The organism is Blastococcus sp. TBT05-19 (assembly GCF_003319095.1).
Classification (GTDB): Bacteria; Actinomycetota; Actinomycetes; order Mycobacteriales; family Geodermatophilaceae; genus Blastococcus.
The window spans coordinates 238,582-255,360 of record NZ_QOHI01000003.1 but is presented as its reverse complement, the minus strand read 5'-3'; the positions used below and the strand labels follow the sequence as shown (position 1 = coordinate 255,360).

16 protein-coding genes are annotated in these 16,779 nt (G+C 73.6%); 4 read left to right on the top strand and 12 right to left on the bottom strand.

Annotation, left to right across the window (positions count from 1 at the left end):
• Nucleotide 1: 1 nt before the first annotated feature.
• From DQ244_RS10345 to sucC, 7 genes are all read right to left on the bottom strand, one after another.
• The gene (locus tag DQ244_RS10345) at nt 2-634 is read right to left on the bottom strand and encodes a pentapeptide repeat-containing protein (RefSeq protein WP_113811381.1); all 633 of its coding nucleotides are present in this window, start codon (nt 632-634) and stop codon (nt 2-4) included.
• Complete coding sequence (gene purH / locus DQ244_RS10340; protein ID WP_113811380.1) at nt 634-2,187, bottom strand: bifunctional phosphoribosylaminoimidazolecarboxamide formyltransferase/IMP cyclohydrolase; 1,554 nt, start codon at nt 2,185-2,187, stop codon at nt 634-636. The genes DQ244_RS10345 and purH overlap by 1 nt, the downstream gene beginning before the upstream one ends.
• On the bottom strand, nt 2,187-2,807 hold the full coding sequence (gene purN / locus DQ244_RS10335; protein ID WP_113811379.1) for a phosphoribosylglycinamide formyltransferase: 621 nt from the start codon (nt 2,805-2,807) through the stop codon (nt 2,187-2,189). The genes purH and purN overlap by 1 nt, the downstream gene beginning before the upstream one ends.
• Before the next feature lie 57 nt (nt 2,808-2,864).
• Nucleotides 2,865-4,061, bottom strand: coding sequence for a DUF6350 family protein (locus tag DQ244_RS10330; protein WP_113811378.1), 1,197 nt, complete (start codon nt 4,059-4,061; stop codon nt 2,865-2,867).
• Between the two features lie 74 nt (nt 4,062-4,135).
• A complete protein-coding gene (locus tag DQ244_RS19630) occupies nt 4,136-5,269 on the bottom strand; it encodes a hypothetical protein (RefSeq protein WP_199580336.1) in 1,134 nt (377 codons plus the stop codon).
• Between the two features lie 149 nt (nt 5,270-5,418).
• Nucleotides 5,419-6,297, bottom strand: coding sequence for a succinate--CoA ligase subunit alpha (sucD, locus tag DQ244_RS10320; RefSeq protein WP_113811377.1), 879 nt, complete (start codon nt 6,295-6,297; stop codon nt 5,419-5,421).
• A gap of 27 nt (nt 6,298-6,324) precedes the next feature.
• Nucleotides 6,325-7,485 carry an ADP-forming succinate--CoA ligase subunit beta gene (gene sucC, locus DQ244_RS10315; protein WP_113811376.1) on the bottom strand — a complete coding sequence of 387 codons (1,161 nt, stop codon included), beginning with the start codon at nt 7,483-7,485 and terminating at the stop codon, nt 6,325-6,327.
• Nucleotides 7,486-7,634: 149 nt separating this feature from the next.
• Here sucC and DQ244_RS10310 point away from each other — a divergent pair, with 149 nt between their 5' ends.
• Nucleotides 7,635-9,584 (top strand): CocE/NonD family hydrolase, encoded by a 1,950-nt coding sequence (locus tag DQ244_RS10310; protein ID WP_158544513.1) that lies wholly within the window; start codon nt 7,635-7,637, stop codon nt 9,582-9,584.
• A gap of 15 nt (nt 9,585-9,599) precedes the next feature.
• Here the strand turns inward: DQ244_RS10310 and DQ244_RS10305 are convergent, their stop codons facing one another.
• Together DQ244_RS10305 and DQ244_RS10300 are read right to left on the bottom strand one after the other, a co-directional pair.
• Nucleotides 9,600-10,007: a cobalamin B12-binding domain-containing protein gene (locus DQ244_RS10305; protein ID WP_113811374.1), complete on the bottom strand. Its 408-nt coding sequence runs from the start codon at nt 10,005-10,007 to the stop codon at nt 9,600-9,602.
• Between the two features lie 55 nt (nt 10,008-10,062).
• Complete coding sequence (locus tag DQ244_RS10300; protein WP_233491301.1) at nt 10,063-11,106, bottom strand: hypothetical protein; 1,044 nt, start codon at nt 11,104-11,106, stop codon at nt 10,063-10,065.
• 160 nt (nt 11,107-11,266) lie between these two features.
• Here DQ244_RS10300 and DQ244_RS10295 point away from each other — a divergent pair, with 160 nt between their 5' ends.
• Nucleotides 11,267-12,160 (top strand): triacylglycerol lipase, encoded by an 894-nt coding sequence (locus tag DQ244_RS10295; protein ID WP_113811373.1) that lies wholly within the window; start codon nt 11,267-11,269, stop codon nt 12,158-12,160.
• A 222-nt stretch (nt 12,161-12,382) separates the two neighbouring features.
• Nucleotides 12,383-13,216: a M23 family metallopeptidase gene (locus DQ244_RS10290; protein WP_233491300.1), complete on the top strand. Its 834-nt coding sequence runs from the start codon at nt 12,383-12,385 to the stop codon at nt 13,214-13,216.
• 15 nt (nt 13,217-13,231) lie between these two features.
• On the opposite strand, the gene DQ244_RS10285 is transcribed toward DQ244_RS10290, so the two are convergent.
• The gene (locus DQ244_RS10285) at nt 13,232-13,504 is read right to left on the bottom strand and encodes a hypothetical protein (RefSeq protein WP_113811372.1); all 273 of its coding nucleotides are present in this window, start codon (nt 13,502-13,504) and stop codon (nt 13,232-13,234) included.
• Between the two features lie 20 nt (nt 13,505-13,524).
• Complete coding sequence (gene pcrA / locus DQ244_RS10280; protein ID WP_113811371.1) at nt 13,525-15,825, bottom strand: DNA helicase PcrA; 2,301 nt, start codon at nt 15,823-15,825, stop codon at nt 13,525-13,527.
• Nucleotides 15,826-16,040: 215 nt separating this feature from the next.
• On the opposite strand from pcrA, the gene DQ244_RS10275 reads away from it, so the two are divergent.
• Nucleotides 16,041-16,316 carry a chorismate mutase gene (locus DQ244_RS10275; RefSeq protein WP_113811370.1) on the top strand — a complete coding sequence of 92 codons (276 nt, stop codon included), beginning with the start codon at nt 16,041-16,043 and terminating at the stop codon, nt 16,314-16,316.
• 3 nt (nt 16,317-16,319) lie between these two features.
• On the opposite strand, the gene DQ244_RS10270 is transcribed toward DQ244_RS10275, so the two are convergent.
• A complete protein-coding gene (locus DQ244_RS10270) occupies nt 16,320-16,613 on the bottom strand; it encodes a hypothetical protein (RefSeq protein WP_147251498.1) in 294 nt (97 codons plus the stop codon).
• Nucleotides 16,614-16,779: the final 166 nt, after the last annotated feature.

Here is a 16,779-nt window from a genome sequence, read left to right as displayed (position 1 = left end):
GTCAGTCGCCGACCAGGGCCCCGTGCGCGCTGCTGAACTGCACCGCCTGGGCGAGGTCGAGCCGTACGCCGGTGAGCTCGAACCCCCGCCAGTTGATCCCGTCGGTCGAGGCGCCCCGCAGGTCCGCGCCGCGCAGCATGGTGCTCTGCAACCGCGCCCGGTCCAGCGCCGCTCCGGTGAGGTCGCACTCGCGCAGGTCGGCGTCGGTCAGGTCGGCGTCGCGGAACCGCTGACGGGAGAGGTCGAGCCCGGACAGGTCCGCGCCGCGCAGCGAGGTGAAGCTCCAGTCGCACTCGGTCGCCGTCATGGGCCGCAGGTGCGCGCCCGGGAAGTGCGAACCGGTCAGCTTGCAACCGTCCCAGGTGACGTCGATCAGCCGCGCCCGGTCGAACCGGCAGGACAGGAAGGCCGAGCCCAGGTGCCGCGCACCGGCCATGCGGACGCCGGTGAGCACGCAGTTCTCGAACACGCAGCGCCGGGTGACCAGCTCCTCGAGGCCGGCGTCGTCGAACCGGCAGCGGACGAAGGTCACGCCGTCGAGCTCGGCACCCCACCAGTCGACGCGGGCGAAGTCCGCCCCCTCGACCTCGGTGCCCGCCTCGGGCGGGCCGACGTGGGGACGCGTCCCCCGCATCAGTGCGCGAAGTGGCGGGTGCCGGTCAGGTACAGCGACGCACCGGCCGCCGCCGCGGCGGCGACGACCTCCTCGTCCCGCACCGAGCCGCCGGGCTGGACCACGGCGCGGACACCGGCGTCGAGCAGCACCTGCAGGCCGTCGGCGAACGGGAAGAAGGCGTCGGACGCGGCGACGGACCCGGCGGCCCGCTCCCCCGCCCGGGACACGGCCAGCCGCGCCGAGTCGACCCGGTTGACCTGCCCCATGCCCACGCCCACGGTGGCCCGGTCGTGGGCCAGCAGGATGGCGTTGCTCTTGACCGCGCGGACCGCCCGCCAGGCGAACACCAGGTCGTCGAGGCCGGCGGCGTCGAGCGGCTCACCGGTGGCGAGCGTCCAGGTCGTCGGGTCGTCGCCCTCGGCGTCGATGCGGTCGACCGACTGCATCAGCAGCCCGCCGCCGATCGGCCGGATCTCGGCCCCGCCCGCGGGGGCGTGCTGCAGCCGCAGCAGGCGGACGTTCTTCTTCCCGGTGAGGACCTGCAGCGCGTCCTCGGTGAAGGACGGCGCGACGACCACCTCGGTGAACACCTCGGAAACCTGCTCGGCCATGGTCAGGTCGACCTCGCGGTTGGCCGCGATCACGCCACCGAAGGCCGACAGCGGGTCGCACGCGTGCGCCTTGCGGTGCGCGGCGGCGATGTCGGCACCGACGGCGATCCCGCACGGGTTGGCGTGCTTGATGATCGCGACGGTCGGCTCGTCGTGGTCGTGCGCCGCCCGCCACGCGGCGTCGGTGTCGACGTAGTTGTTGTAGGACATGGCCTTGCCGTGCAGCTGCTCGGCGTGCGCCAGGCCCGGCAGCGCCCCACCGCGGTACAGCGCGGCCTGCTGGTGCGGGTTCTCCCCGTAGCGCAGCACGTCGGCGCGCTCCCAGCTCGCGCCCACCCACTCCGGGAAGGCGGTGCCCTCGTCGGGGGCGAGCACGCTGCCCATCCACGAGGCGACGGCGATGTCGTAGCTCGCCGTGTGCCGGAACGCGGCGGCGGCCAGCTTCTGCCGCCCGGCGAGCGTGAACCCGCCGGCCGAGACGGCGGCGAGGACGTCGTCGTAGCGACCGGGGTCGACGACGACGGCGACGGAGGGGTGGTTCTTCGCCGCGGCGCGCACCATCGCGGGTCCGCCGATGTCGATCTGCTCGACGCACTCGTCCGGCGAGGCGCCCGAGGCGACCGTCTCGGTGAACGGGTAGAGGTTCACCACGACGAGGTCGAAGGCGGAGATGCCGAGCTCGTCGAGCTGGGCCACGTGCTCGGGCTTGCGCCGGTCGGCGAGGATGCCGGCGTGCACCGCCGGGTGCAGCGTCTTCACGCGGCCGTCCAGGCACTCGGGGAAGCCGGTGACCTGCTCGACCGGCGTGACGGGCACCCCGGCGTCGGCGATGCGGCGGGCGGTGGCCCCGGTGCTCACCAGCTCGACACCGGCCGCGGCCAGCCCGCGGGCCAATTCCTCGATCCCGGTCTTGTCGTAGACGCCCAGCAGGGCACGACGGATGGGGGTGCGCTCGCTCATCAGGGGCTCTTCCTCGTCCGGGTGACGAAGGCCGCCACCGTCTCCACCAGGAGCTCTCGCTCCACGTCCTTGATCCGTTCGTGCAGGCTGGCCTCGTCGTCACCGGGCAGGACCGGGACCTCGCGCTGGGCGAGCACCGGGCCGGTGTCGACGCCGGCGTCGACCAGGTGCACCGTCGAGCCCGTCACGCCGGCCCCGGCCTCGAGGGCGTCCCGCACGGCGTGCGCGCCGGGGAACAGCGGCAGCAGCGCCGGGTGGGTGTTGATCAGCCTGCCCTCGAACCGGTCCAGCACCGCCGGTCCGACGATCTTCATGAAGCCGGCCGAGACGACCAGGTCGGGCTCGAACTCGGCGATCCGCTCGGCCAGCGCGCGGTCCCAGGCGGCCCGGTCGGTGAGCTCGCCGAGCGCGCACACGAACGTGGGGAGACCCCGGCGGCGCGCGTGCTCCAAGCCCGGGGCGTCCCGGTCAGCGCCCACGGCGACGACCGTGGCCGGGTAGGCGGGGTCGTCGGTCGCGGCGAGCAGGGCGGCGCACAGCGAACCGGTACCCGACAGCAGGACGACGACGCGCGCCCGCGGGGCAGGCTCGTCTGCTGTCTCTCCCCCGCCCGCAGCCACGGCCCCGACAGTAGGGGCTGCCGATCCTCGGCCCCCTCGCAGGGGCTCGGAGGCGGCTCAGCCGAGGGCCCGCCAGCGGGTGACGGCGGCGGCCACCGCCGCCGCGATCCCGCTCTGCGCGGCGACCGCGATACCGGTGGCGACCGCGGGGGCGCCGATCACGGCGAGGGAGCCGTCGCCGAGGGTGCCGCCGCCGACCCACACGAGGAGACCCACGACGACGCCGAGCAGCGCGCCGGTGAGCACGCCGGCGAGCCCGGCGCTGACCGAGCCGCCCTCGTCGTGGCCGAACCAGCGGCCGACTGTCGTCCCCGCCACCAGCCCGGCCACGACCGGGATCACCTGGGAGGCGAAGGCGACCAACGGCACCGCCTGGGTGTCCGGCAGCGCCGCGAGCAGGGGCAGCGCCGGGACCGGGCCCAGGGTCACCCCGTGCACCGACACCAGGGTGCCGGTGCCGACGGAGAACCCGGGGCCGGCGGCGAGCCCGAGGACCGCGAGCGAGGCGTTCGGGAGGAGCAGGGCGCCCAGCCCGACGAGCCCCACCGCCCCGGCCGCGGCTCCGCCGAGGGAGCCGGAGACGGCCGCGTACCCGGAGGTGTCGCCGGCCAGGGCGATGGCCACCACGCACGACGCCAGGGCGAAGGCGGTGAACAGCCCGGCGAGCACGCCGCGCAGGACCGGCCGGAACGCGCCGGGGAGCCGGTCCAGGACGACGTCGAGCAGGTCCGACTCCCGGCCCGCACCCCACCCGACGGCCAGCAGGGCGAGGACGAGGGGTCCGACGGCGGTGCGGAGCCAGCCGACCCCCACGTCGCCGCCCCCCGCGAGGAGCGCGACGAGCAGGGTCAGCCCCACGTGCAGCGCGACCACGCCCCCGACCGCCCGCACGACCCGGCCGCCGCCGTCGTCACCGCCCAGCGCGCGGACCGAGACCCGCCCGGCCCACGACAGTCCCCAGGACACCAGGAGGGTGAGCAGCAGCGGAGCCAGCACCAGCGGGCCCGTGGGCAGGGTGAGCTCGGCGCCCTGGGCGAGCAGCCACAGCCGCGCCGCGAGCACCGCCGAGGCCCCGGTGGACAGGCCGCCGACAGGGTCCAGCGTCTGGACGACGACGACGGCGAGCCCCAGCCCGAGCAGCCCGACGGCTGTGACGGCCACCGCGGCGGCGGCGGCCAGCAGGACCGACGGCGCCGGTCGCGCGACCTCGCCGTCGTCCCGCCGGAAGGGCAGGCGTGCGAGCAGGGCGACCACACCCCCACTCTCCCAAGCTCGCCGGGGGGATGCCGGGCGCACGCGCCGGGCGCCCCTCCGCGGAACCGCCCGGGTCAGGTGTCCGTGCGCGGGTGCTCACCCTCCGCAGCCGGTCCGGGACCCGCGGAAGGGCCCGGGCCCTGGTGCGGCGGCGACGACCACGGCGCGGCCCCCGGCTGGGCGGCGGGAGGCTGCGGGGCGGGAGGCTGCTGGGCGGGAGGCTGTGGAGCGGGATACGGATACGGCGCCGGCCCCGGCTGCCCGTACGGCCCGCTCGGCCGGGCGGGCCGCTCCCGCAGATCGCGGCGCAGGGCCAGCGCGGCCACCACCGTGATCGCCACGGCCGTGAGGAAGCCGAGCAGCGCCCAGATCGAGAACGAGTAGCTGAGGGTGTCCATCCAGGCGAAGAACGTCAGGACCAGCCCGAGCGAGGCCAGCCCCACGGTCACCGCCGCCCGCGGGAAGGTCACCGTCGCCTTGACGAAGCCCGGCAGCACGGCCCACAGGGCTGCGAGCAGGAAGAGCAGGAAGGCCGAGACGACCGTGCCGTCCTCGAAGCCGCTGAAGGTCACGCCGAAGGTGTCGTCCCCGAAGCGCCACCAGGGCAGGAGGGCGAGCACGAGGAAGAGCAGCGCGCCGCCGGCGACGGCCCAGTCGAGCTTCCGGACCCGCTTGAGGTCGACGGAGAACTCCGCGCCCCCGCCGGGCCGGCGGAGGTAGGGGTTCGGCGCCCCGTAGGGCGGCTGTTGGAACTGCGGTCCCTGCTGATGGGGTCCTGGCTGGCCGTAGTACGGCTGGCCGTACGGCTGGGGCTGCCCGTAGTAGGGCGGCTGCCCGTACTGGGGCGGGCCCGGGTAGGGCGGCTGACCGTAGGGCTGCCCGGGGTGGGGCTGCTGCCCGTACGCAGGCTGGCCGTACGCGGGCTGACCGTAGGGGGGCTGACCGTACTGCGGCTGGCCGTACTGGGGCTGGCCGTACTGCTGCTGGCCGTAGGGCTGCGGCTGCCCGTACTGCTGGGGCGGCCCGTAATAGGGCTGCCCGGGCTGCGGGGGCTGGCCGTGCTGGGGCCCGCCGTGCTGGTGCGGTGCGCCCTGCGGCGGCGGGCCGGGCTGCTGCCCGGCCGCCGAGGACCCGTGCGCCTCCGGCGGCTGCCCCCCGGGCGGCGGCTGCCCGCCCTCGGGCGGGTTCGGGGGCTGGCTGGCGGTCACAGGCTCTCCTCCGGAACGGTTCGGGTCCCCATGATCGTGACGGCGGCCGCCGCGCGACCGCAACGGCAGGGTGCGGCGCGTCGCCGCCGGGGTCCGGGAACGACGCTGCCCGGCACCCCGAGATCGGGGTACCGGGCAGCGGTCAGGACTTACGCGCCGACGATCTCGCGCATGAGCTTCGCCGTCTCCGACGGGGTCTTGCCCACGCGGACACCGGCGGCCTCGAGGGCCTCCTGCTTGGCCTGCGCGGTTCCGGCGGAGCCGGAGACGATGGCGCCGGCGTGGCCCATCGTCTTGCCCTCGGGGGCGGTGAAGCCCGCGACGTAGCCGACGACCGGCTTGGTCACGTTGGCCTTGATGAAGTCGGCGGCCCGCTCCTCGGCGTCGCCACCGATCTCACCGATCATCACGATGGCCTCGGTCTCCGGGTCGTCCTGGAACGCCTGGAGCGCGTCGATGTGCGTGGTGCCGATGACCGGGTCGCCGCCGATGCCGATGGCGGTCGAGAAACCGATGTCCCGGAGCTCGTACATCATCTGGTAGGTCAGCGTGCCCGACTTCGACACCAGGCCGATCTTGCCCTGCTTGGTGATGTTGGCCGGGATGATGCCGGCGTTCGAGCGCCCGGGGCTGATCAGACCGGGGCAGTTCGGGCCGATGATGCGGGTCGAGCCACCCTGGGCGTGCGCCCAGAAGTAGGTCGAGTCGTGCACCGGGATGCCCTCGGTGATGACGACGGCGAGCCCGATCTGGGCGTCGACGGCCTCGATGACGGCGGCCTTGGCGAACGGCGGCGGCACGAAGATGACGCTGACGTCGGCGCCGGTCTCCTTCATGGCGTCGGCGACGCCGCCGAACACCGGCACGCTGGTGCCGTCGAAGTCGACGCTGGTACCGGCCTTGCGGGGGTTCACGCCGCCGACGATCGCGGTGCCGGAGGCGAGCATGCGCTGCGTGTGCTTGCTGCCCTCGGAGCCGGTCATGCCCTGGACGATGACCTTGCTGTTCTCGTTGAGGAAGATCGACATCTCTGGAGTCCTGTCGTTTCGGGGCGCTTAGGCGGCGAGCTCGGCGGCGCGACGCGCGGCGCCGTCCATCGTGTCGACCACGGTCACCAGGGGGTGGTTGGCCTCGGCGAGGATCCGCCGGCCCTCCTCGACGTTGTTGCCGTCGAGCCGGACGACCAGGGGCTTGGTGGCCTCGTCGCCGAGGATGCTCAGCGCGGAGACGATGCCGTTGGCGACGGCGTCGCAGGCGGTGATCCCGCCGAAGACGTTGACGAACACGCTCTTCACGGCCGGGTCGGACAGGATGATCTCCAGGCCGTTGGCCATGACCTCGGCCGAGGCGCCACCACCGATGTCGAGGAAGTTGGCGGGCTTGACGCCCCCGAACTCCTCCCCGGCGTACGCGACGACGTCGAGGGTGCTCATGACCAGGCCGGCACCGTTGCCGATGATCCCGACCTCGCCCTCGAGCTTGACGTAGTTGAGGTCCTTCTCCTTGGCGCGCGCCTCGAGCGGGTCGGCGGCGGCGGCGTCCTCGAGCGCGGCGTGCTCGGTCTGTCGGAAGCCGGCGTTCTCGTCGAGGGTCACCTTGGCGTCGAGGGCCAGGACGGTGCCGTCCGGCGCCTTGGCCAGCGGGTTGACCTCGACCAGCGTGGCGTCCTCCTTGGCGAAGACGTCCCACAGCTGGATCGCGATCGCGATGACCTGGTCACGCACCTCGGCCGGGAAGTTCGCGGCGTCGACGATCTCGGCGGCCTTCGCGGCGTCGACGCCCTTGCTGGCGTCGATCGCGATGCGGGCGAGTGCCTCGGGACGCTCGACGGCGAGCTGCTCGATCTCCATGCCGCCCTCCTTCGAGGCCATGGCCAGGAAGGTGCGGTTGGAGCGGTCCAGCAGGTAGGAGAAGTAGTACTCCTCGGCGATGTCGCTGGCCTGGGCCACCATCACCTTGTGGGTGATGTGCCCCTTGATGTCCAGCCCGAGGATGTCCTGGGCGCGCGCCTTGGCGTCGTCGGGGTTGTCGGCGAGCTTCACGCCGCCGGCCTTGCCGCGGCCGCCGGTCTTCACCTGCGCCTTGACGACGACGGTCTGCCCGATCTCGCGGGCGATCGCCTCCGCCTGCTCGGGCGTCTCGGCGACGCCGCCGGGGAGCACGGGGACGCCGTGCGAGGCCAACAGGTCACGGGCCTGGTACTCGAAGAGATCCACGAAAAGGCACCGTAGACCGCCCGTAACCACAGCGCTGCCCCGGGCGTTGTAGAACTGGGTCCCGCGTGGGGTGCATCACACGATGCCTCACCCGTTGGCAGCAGCAACGGCGCAGGCCCACCGCGTGTCCCCGACCCGAGGAGCCCTCCGTGCGCCGAGTCGCGACCGTCCTGCTCTCCTCGGCGCTGGCCGCCGGGGGCCTGGTCACGCTGGCGCCGGCGGCCGCCGCGACGCCCGCCACCGTCCGCGACCTGACGATCACGGTCACGGACCTCGGGCCGGAAAAGCGGACCTGCAAGATCGACGCCGACCTGCACGTCCCGCACGGGGTGACGGCGGAGAACCCCGGCCCCGCGCTGCTGGTGACCAACGGGTTCGGCGGCACCAAGGACGACCAGGACGGGCTCGCGCAGGGCTTCGGCGAGCACGGGTACGTGACGCTCTCCTACACCGGCCTCGGGTTCGTCGACGGCGACCTGTGCCCGATCACCCTGGACGACGTCGAGCACGACGGCGCGGCCGCCAGCCAGTTGCTGCGGTTCCTCGGCGGTGACCCCTCGATCCAGGCGGTGGACGACGCGACTGGTGAGCGGGTCGTCGTCACGCAGGTGGCCCGCGAGGACGCCCCGGCCGCGACCTCCGGCAAGGGCAGGGCCGAACACGGAGACAAGGGCAAGCACGGGCACAAGGGCAAGGGCGACCACAAGGGCGAGACCGAGGGGAAGAAGCCGACGTACGACCCGCAGGTCGGCATGATCGGCGGCTCGTACGGCGGACAAATCCAATTCGCCGCCGCGGCGGCCGAGCGCCGCGCAGGGACCGACCGGCTGGACGCGATCGTCCCGACCATCACCTGGAACGACCTCTCCTACTCCCTGGCCCCGGAGAACAGCGCGCTGCCGGGAGGCTCGGCGACGTCGGGCTCGGTCAGCTCCACGGGCACCGGCGTCTTCAAGTACCAGTGGGCGGCGCTGTTCACCGCACTCGGCGTCGCGAACGGCGTCCAGGACCTGCCGGCGCTGACCGACCCGGAAAAGGCCCAGCAGTTCGCCCAGCAGAACTGCGCGAACTTCGAGCCCGAGGTGTGCCGGGCTCTCGCCGAGGTGGCACTCCTGGGCTACCCGAGCGCTGACACGATCGCCTTCCTCCGCTCGAACTCGGTGGCCAGCTACATGGCCGAGATGCAGGTGCCGGCGCTGCTCATGCAGGGGCAGGCCGACACGCTGTTCAACCTGCAGGAGTCCGTCGCGACGTACACGTCGCTCCGGGCCCAGGGCACGCCGGTCTCGCTGGTGTGGCAGTCCTTCGGGCACAGCAACTCGACGCCGGCACCGGGCGAGATGAACCTCTCCGACCCGGAGAACAGCTACCTCGGCCGGCAGGCGCTGGCCTGGCTGGACCACTACGTCCGAGGCCAGGGCCCCGCGCCGGGGTCGACGTTCTCGTACTTCCGGGACTGGGCGCTGCCGGCCGGCGGATCCATCGCGGACGCCTACGCCGTCACGGCGAGCTACCCGCTCGGCAGCGAGCGCACGTTCCACCTGTCCAGCACCGGGCCGGAGGGCGGGGCGCTGGTCGACAGCGCGGAGGAGGTCGGCACGGGGACGAGCAGCTACAGCAGCGTCGCGCCGGTCGGGCCGAACTACACCGAGACGTCCGCCCTCGACCAGCAGCAGCCGGTCACCGACCCCGACGGCACGGCGATCCGGTTCTCCACCGGGAGGCTCTCGGCTCCGCTGGACGTCGTCGGCTCACCCCGGCTCACCGTCAAGCTGGACGCGCCCTCGGTGGAGCTCACCCAGCGCGGCGGCCCGGCCGGGCAGCTGGTCGCGTACGCGAAGCTCTACGACATCGGGCCGGACGGCGAGACGGTCGAGCTGCCGAACCGGCTGATCTCCCCCGTGCGGATCACGGACGCGACGAAGCCGGTGACCATCGAGCTGCCCGGCATCGTGCACCGCTTCGAGGAGGGCCACCAGCTCGCGGTCGTGCTCGCCGGCGGCGACCTCGCCTACCGGGGAGCCACCCTGCCGCAGCCGGTCAGCCTGACCACCGGCACCGGCGCCCCCCAGACCTTCACGATTCCCGTGGTGGGGTGACGGAACGGCGGCCCGTCAGGCGCCGGCCGGCGCTCCCACGTGGGTGCGCACCCAGTCGACGATGTCGGTGGTGGTGGCGCCGGGGGTGAAGACCCCGGAGACGCCGAGCCGCTCGAGCTCCGGCACGTCCTCCTCCGGGATGATGCCGCCCCCGAAGACGACGACGTCGTCGATCCCGCGCTCGCGCATCAGCTCGGCCAGCCGCGCGAAGAGCGTCATGTGGGCGCCGGAGAGCACCGACAGGCCCACGGCGTCGGCGTCCTCCTGGATCACGGTCTCGACGATCTGCTCGGGTGTCTGGTGGAGGCCGGTGTAGACGACCTCCATGCCGGCGTCGCGCAGCGCTCGCGCGACCACCTTGGCGCCGCGGTCGTGCCCGTCGAGGCCCGGCTTGGCGATGACCACCCGGATGCGTTCGTCCACGGTCGGAGCTTATGACCGCGGGGCCCCGTCCCGGAACCGGTTGCGCCCGAACTGGTCAGACGGCGGATCGGCGGGCGCGCCAGGCCACGGCCGTCAGCGCGAGGAACGCCAGCCCCAGCGCGAGGAGGCCCATCCCCGGCACGGTCCACTCCAGCTCCTCGGACGAGGCGGCGTCCTGCAGCCCGACCAGCCCGGCAGCCAGGACGGCGACGGCGACGGCGAGCAGGCCACCCACCACGGCCAGCCGCGGTCGCAGCGAGGGCGCCACGACGGAGCACAGCAGGAGCGCCCCGGTCAGCAGCAGGCCGCCCAGGAGCGCCAGGCCGGGTCGCTCGAGCAGCGCCTGCGGGCCCTCCTGGGTCACCACGCTCTCGAAGCCGGTGGCCGGGTCGGTGCGGAGCTGGTCCGGGACGTCGGCGGTGGGGACGGTGAGGCAGACGGCCGTGGCCACCCCGAGCAGCACCGCCGCGCCGGCCAGCAGCGACCGGACGGCGTCGAGCGGGCCGCGGTCCTCCATGACGGTGCGCCCCCAGGCCACCGTGCCGACGAGCCCGGCGACCACGGTCAGCGCCAGCGCCCCGAGCCCCAGCACCCAGCCGGCACCGACCTCGATGCCGCTGGTCAGGACCACCTCACCGGCCAGCACCTCGACGCCCGGGCGGGACGTGGAGCTGCGCCCGCGGTAGATCTCGATCAGCAGCTGCCCGACGGCCAGCGCCGCCGCGACCGCGGCGTAGGCGAGCCCGAACTTGGGGACCGCGCGCCGGATCAGCGTCGCCCCCACCGCGAGCTGCACGCCCGGGACCAGCAGGGCGACCAGCGCACTGCCGACGCCGTCCACCTGGCGCAGCTGCTGCCCGTCGACGGTCAGGTAGGGGGCGAACGCCGCGGCGATGCCGACGAGGCCGGCCAGCACGAGCAGGACGCCGGTTCCGGGGACCAGCGGCGGAACGGTGCCGACGACGAGCCGGTCCCCGGTGAGCACCGGGGCCGGGGGCTCCTTCTCCACCCCGTTCCGGCGGGCGGTGGCTCGGGTGCGGTCGGTCCCGGTGCGGGCATCGCGGGCGGGCACGGTCTCCCCCTCGGCTTGGCTGGTCACGAACAGGCCACGATCGGCCGGGATCCGGCACCACCGGTGTGACGCCCGCCACACGCAGGCATTATCGTCGCGTGAACTGAGCACAGCACGTGCACCGCCACCGGGCGGGACGGCTCGAGCCCGCGCTCCCGCCGACGGTGCTGACGGGGAGGAGCAGGCGATGCGGCCATCGGTCGATCCGGTCTCCGGTCCAGAGTCGCACACGGGGCAGCGCTCCCCGGGTGCGCCACGGGGGCTGCGGGGACTCTGTTCGCCGACCACCCTCACCGGCGGGCTGACCGAGCTCGCCTGGGTCGGCGCGCACGTGCTGATGTACCCGCTGGGCACCCGGATGGAGGCCCTCCGACCGGATCCGCGCCGGCGCACCGGGGAGCAGCCGCCCGCCGTCCGCGCCCTCTTCTGCGAGGACCCGCTGGCCGCCCGCGTCCCGGTCCTCCTGGTGCACGGCCTGGTCGACAACCGCTCGGTCTTCTCCGTGATGCGCCGGAGCCTGCGCCGCCGCGGCTTCGCGCACGTCTGCTCCTGGAACTACAGCCCGTTCCTCACCGACATCGCCCGGGCCGCCACGGACCTCGGGCAGCAGATCGAGCGCATCTGCGAGCAGACCGGCCACGACCGGCTGCACATCGTGGGCCACAGCCTCGGCGGGCTGATCGCCCGCTACCACGTGCAGCGCCAGGGCGGCGACCGGCACGTGGAATCGCTGGTCACGCTCGGCACGCCGCACCAGGGCTCGGTGCTGGCGCACGTGCTGCCCACGCCGCTGGTGCGGCAGCTGCGCCCCGGATCGCCGGTGCTGCGCGAGCTGGAGGAGCCGGCGCCGGGGTGCCGCACGCAGGTCACCGCCGTCTACAGCGACCTGGACCAGATGGTGCTGCCGACCCACTCGGGCCGCTGCGACCACCCCGACCTCGGCGCCCGCAACCTGCTCTTCCGCGGGGTGGGGCACATGTCGCTGCCCATCCACCGGGGCGTCCTGGACGAGGTGGCGGCCACCCTCGCCGGCCTCCGCCCGGCGCCGCGCCCGGGCCGGCACATCGCCGCCGTCGCCTGACAGCGGCACCCTCCCGCCCCACGAGTCGACTCATTCCCTTCACGACTCGTGCACATCGCGACACGCAGCGTCCGGTACTTGGCCGCGTCCTGACGGATCGTTACGGTTCGATCACGGCGCCGGTGGAAACCGGCGGACGCCAGTCCGGGGTCCTCGCCGTCGTCGCTCCCCCGACGAACGCCACCGCGCGCTCGCTGGATACGCAGTCCGGGAAGGTTCGCCGTGTCTCACAGCAGTGCACAGGTGCTGGAGCGACCGGCGACCGACGCCGTCGAGAAGCAGTCCTCCACCGTCGCGCGGGCGCTCGCCGCCCGGCGCGCCGCGCGAGCCGAGTCCGCCGCGGCCGTGGACGACGCCCCCGCCACCGGGAAGGCCTCTCTGCTCGACCGGCTCCTGGCCGGCCGCCGGCTGCCCCACCCGCCGGGCCGCCGCGCACCGATGTGGTTCGCCGCGCTCGTCGCCGGCGCCCTGGTCGCCTACGTGCCGGCCACGCTGGACGAGGCACCGGCCGTCTCCGCCACCGCGTCGGACTACGGCCTCGGCGAGAGCACCGAGGTCAGCTTCGCCGGCGGCCTCGAGGGCGCCGACGCCCGCCGGGGCATCTCCGAGGCCGAGGCCCAGGCCCGCCTCAACGAGCTGGCCGCCTCGCGCGCCGCGCGTCAGCCCAAGACCGCGCTTCCCGTGCGCGGCACGCTGACCACCTGCTTCTGCATGCGCTGGGGCTCGATGCACTACGGGCTGGACCTGGCCGCGCCCCTGGGCACGCCCATCCTGGCGGCCACCGACGGCGTCGTCGTCCGCGCGGGCCGCGCCTCGGGCTACGGCAACGCCGTCTACATCCAGGACGCGGACGGCAACGTCCACATCTACGGGCACATGCGCTACTTCAGCGTCGCCGAGGGTGACCTCGTCACGGCCGGCGACCAGATCGCGAAGGTCGGCAACGAGGGCCAGTCCACCGGCCCGCACCTGCACTACGAGATCCACCGCGGCGGGATGGACGGCCGTCCCACCGATCCCGCGAAGTACCTCGCCGAGCGCGGCGTCCAGGTCTGACGCGACCGGCGCCCCCTACGGGGCGTCGACCAGGCCCTCGAGCACGCGCTGGCTCGTCTCCACGCCGGTCAGCAGGCTCCGGTGCCCACCACGCTCGGGGTCCGCGAGGTAGTCCCGGTAGCCGCTCTCCTCGGCGAAGGACAGCACGTGGACCTCCGTCGTGCCGTCGGCCGACCGCAGCCGGCGGTCCAGCCGCCCGCCGTGCCGCGCGAGCAGCGGCAGCACGGCGTCCTCGTACCGCCCGAACGCGGCCAGGGCCTCCCCCGGCACGTCGATGACGGCGACCACGGTGAACCGGACGGCGTCGGTCAGAGCTTCACCAGCGGGGCGTAGCGGAGGACCAGGCGCTTGGTGCCGCCGGAGCCGAAGTCGACCGTCGCCTGCGCCTTGTCACCGACGCCGGTCACCTCCACCACCGTGCCGAGACCGAAAGCGTCGTGGCTCACCCGGTCGCCCACCTCCACCGAGATGACCTGGCGGTTGCCGGCGCCGCCGCGCAGCCCGCCGGTCGACAGCCCGGTGGCGGCCACCCGCGTCTGCGCGGAGCGGTAGCCGGTCGAGGGGGCCGGCGTCGGGTCCAGCCGCTCCCAGTGGATCGTCTCGGCCGGGATCTCGTCGAGGAACCGCGACGGCGGGTTGTACGCCGGCTGCCCCCAGTTCGTGCGCACTGTCGCCCGCGAGATGAACAGCCGCTGCCGGGCGCGCGTGATGCCCACGTAAGCCAGCCGGCGCTCCTCCTCCAGCTCCCGCGGGTCGCCGAGCGCGCGCAGGTGCGGGAAGACGCCGTCCTCCATGCCGGAGAGGAAGACGACCGGGAACTCCAGGCCCTTGGCGGTGTGCAGGGTCATCATCGTGACGACGCCCGCCTCGTCGCCGGAGACCGGGATCTGGTCGGCGTCGGCCACCAGCGAGACCTGCTCCAGGAAGTCGGTGACCGAGCCCCCGGGGTTGGCGGCCTCGAACTCCGCGGCGACCGAGATGAGCTCGTTGAGGTTGTCGACCCGGCCCTCGTCCTGCGGGTCGGTGCTGGCCTGCAGCTCGGCGAGGTAGCCGGTGCGGTCGAGGATGCTCTCCAGCAGGGCGGCCGGACCGGAGCCGGTCTCGACCAGCTGCTCGAACTCCTCCAGCAGCGCGACGAACTCCTGCAGCGCCTTGAGCGAGCGGGTGGCGAGCGTGGTGATCTCGCTGCACCGCCGCAGCGCCGACCCGAAAGCGATGCGCTCCCGGTCGGCGAAGGACTCGATGCACGCCTCGGCCTTGTCGCCGATGCCGCGCTTGGGCACGTTGATGATCCGGCGCAGGCTCACGACGTCGGCGGGGTTGGCCACCAGCTTCAGGTAGGCCAGCGCGTCGCGAACCTCCTTGCGCTCGTAGAAGCGCACGCCGCCGACGACCTTGTAGGGCATGCCGACGCGGATGAAGACCTCTTCGAACACCCGGGAGGCGTTGTTCGTGCGGTAGAAGACCGCGATGTCCTTCGGCTGGGCCTTGCCCTCGTCGACCAGGGCGTCGATCTGCTCGGCGACCCAGGCGGCCTCGTCGTGCTCGTTGTCGGCGACGTAGCCCTCGATCAGCTCGCCGTCGCCGGAGTCGGTCCACAGGTTCTTCGGCCGCCGGCTGGTGTTCTTCGCGATCACCGTGTTGGCGGCCTTGAGGATCCGCTGGGTGGAGCGGTAGTTCTGCTCCAGCAGGATCGTCGTCGCCTGCGGGTAGTCGCGCTCGAACTCGTCGATGTTGCGGATCGTGGCGCCGCGGAAGGCGTAGATCGACTGGTCGGCGTCACCCACGACGCACAGCTCGGCCGGCGGGACGGGCCCGCCCTCCGGACCCACCAGCTCGCGGATCAGCACGTACTGCGCGTGGTTGGTGTCCTGGTACTCGTCGACCAGCACGTGCCGGAAGCGGCGGCGGTAGTGCTCGGCCACGTCGGGGAACGCCTGCAGCAGGTGCGCGGTGTTCATGATCAGGTCGTCGAAGTCCATGGCGTGCGCCTCGCGCAGCCGCCGCTGGTAGAGCGTGTACGCCTCCTTGAGCACCTTCTCCGGCGCCGTCTGGGGGCTGAACTCCTCCTCGTCGACCAGCTCGTTCTTCAGGTTCGACACCTGTGCGGCGAGGCTGCGACCCGGGAAGCGCTTCGCGTCCAGGTCGAGGTCGCGGGCGACCATCGTCATGAGGCGCACGGAGTCGCCCTGGTCGTAGATCGTGAACGACGACTTCAGGCCCAGCTTCGCCGCCTCGGCGCGCAGGATCCGCACGCACATCGAGTGGAACGTCGACACCCACATCGACCGCGCGCGGGGGCCCACGAGTGCGGCGGCCCGGTCCTTCATCTCGCCGGCGGCCTTGTTGGTGAACGTGATCGCCAGGATCTCGCCGGGCTGCACACCGCGGGCGCCGAGCAGGTAGGCGATGCGGTGGGTGAGCACACGGGTCTTGCCCGACCCGGCTCCGGCCACGATCAACAGCGGCCCGCCCTCGTGGACGACGGCGTCGCGCTGCGGCCCGTTGAGGCCGGCGAGCATCCGGTCGAGCTCCCGCCCGATCGAACCGGAGGCGGACCGCTGCAGGGCGGCGGTACCGGGCAGGGACTGCTGGATGCTGCTGCTCATGACGGAGCCACTGTAAGCCGAACGGGTGACGGTTCCGACCGGCCTGTGGCAGACTCGCACCGTGCTCGCCACCGTCAGCTTTTACTACGGCCACCGGGATCCGGTGTCCGTCACCGCTGGCTGAGCACACGCCGCAACAGACGCCCCGGGCCCGAGGAGCCCGGGGCGTTTCTCGTTCTCAGGGGTCCCGGGCCGGACGACCGAAGGAGACCCCCATGAGCACGCCCCCCGCCGCCGTCACCGGCACCGACGTGGAGCGCATCGGCGCACTGCGCACCGAGATCGACGCGTGCGACGCCGCGATCATCGACCTGGTCCAGCGCCGCCTGGCCGTCTCCCAGGAGATCGGCGAACTGCGCAAGGCCAGCGGCGGCACCCGGCTCAACCTCTCCCGCGAGCAGCAGGTCCTCGCCCGCTTCCGCGAGGCGCTCGGCACCGACGGCGCCGCGCTCGGGATGCTGCTGCTGCGCCAGGGCCGCGGGAAGCTCTGACCCTCAGGGCCCGCTGCGCCAGACCTGCGAGTCCTCGTCGTCCATCGCGGCCACCTCGAACACGCGGCCCGGGCACGCGGCGCCGGCCTCGTCGGCCAGGTCCTTCCCCAGGGTCAGGGCGGCGTCGAGGTCCGCGGCCTCGCACTCGGTGGCCACCCGCAGCACCGCCCGGTCCGGCTCCCGCCAGACCCTGAGCTCCGGGTCGTCGGGGCGCAGCGCGGCACGGATGCGGTCGATCGCGTCGTCGTCCAGCGGCGTCGAGGAGCGCAGCGCGACGGAGAGGGTGAACGAGGGCACGCGGCGAGTCTGCGCGACCCCGGTCGCGCCGTCGCCACCGCCCCGTGTCACACCCGCGGCGGCTGCCTCGTCTCCACCGGTGCACCCGACCGGAGAGAGGAACCGACGATGGCCCGCATCCCTCTCGACCCGCCCCGCACGCTGATGACCCGGCTGACCGGGTGGT

Coding starts and splice junctions, on each gene's coding strand:
- sucD (WP_113811377.1), bottom strand. CDS start 6,297: ATGTCGATCTTCCTCAACGAGAACAGCAAGGTCATCGTCCAGGGCATG.
- pcrA (WP_113811371.1), bottom strand. CDS start 15,825: ATGAGCAGCAGCATCCAGCAGTCCCTGCCCGGTACCGCCGCCCTGCAG.
- purH (WP_113811380.1), bottom strand. CDS start 2,187: ATGAGCGAGCGCACCCCCATCCGTCGTGCCCTGCTGGGCGTCTACGAC.
- DQ244_RS10295 (WP_113811373.1), top strand. CDS start 11,267: ATGCGGCCATCGGTCGATCCGGTCTCCGGTCCAGAGTCGCACACGGGG.
- DQ244_RS10345 (WP_113811381.1), bottom strand. CDS start 634: ATGCGGGGGACGCGTCCCCACGTCGGCCCGCCCGAGGCGGGCACCGAG.
- DQ244_RS10275 (WP_113811370.1), top strand. CDS start 16,041: ATGAGCACGCCCCCCGCCGCCGTCACCGGCACCGACGTGGAGCGCATC.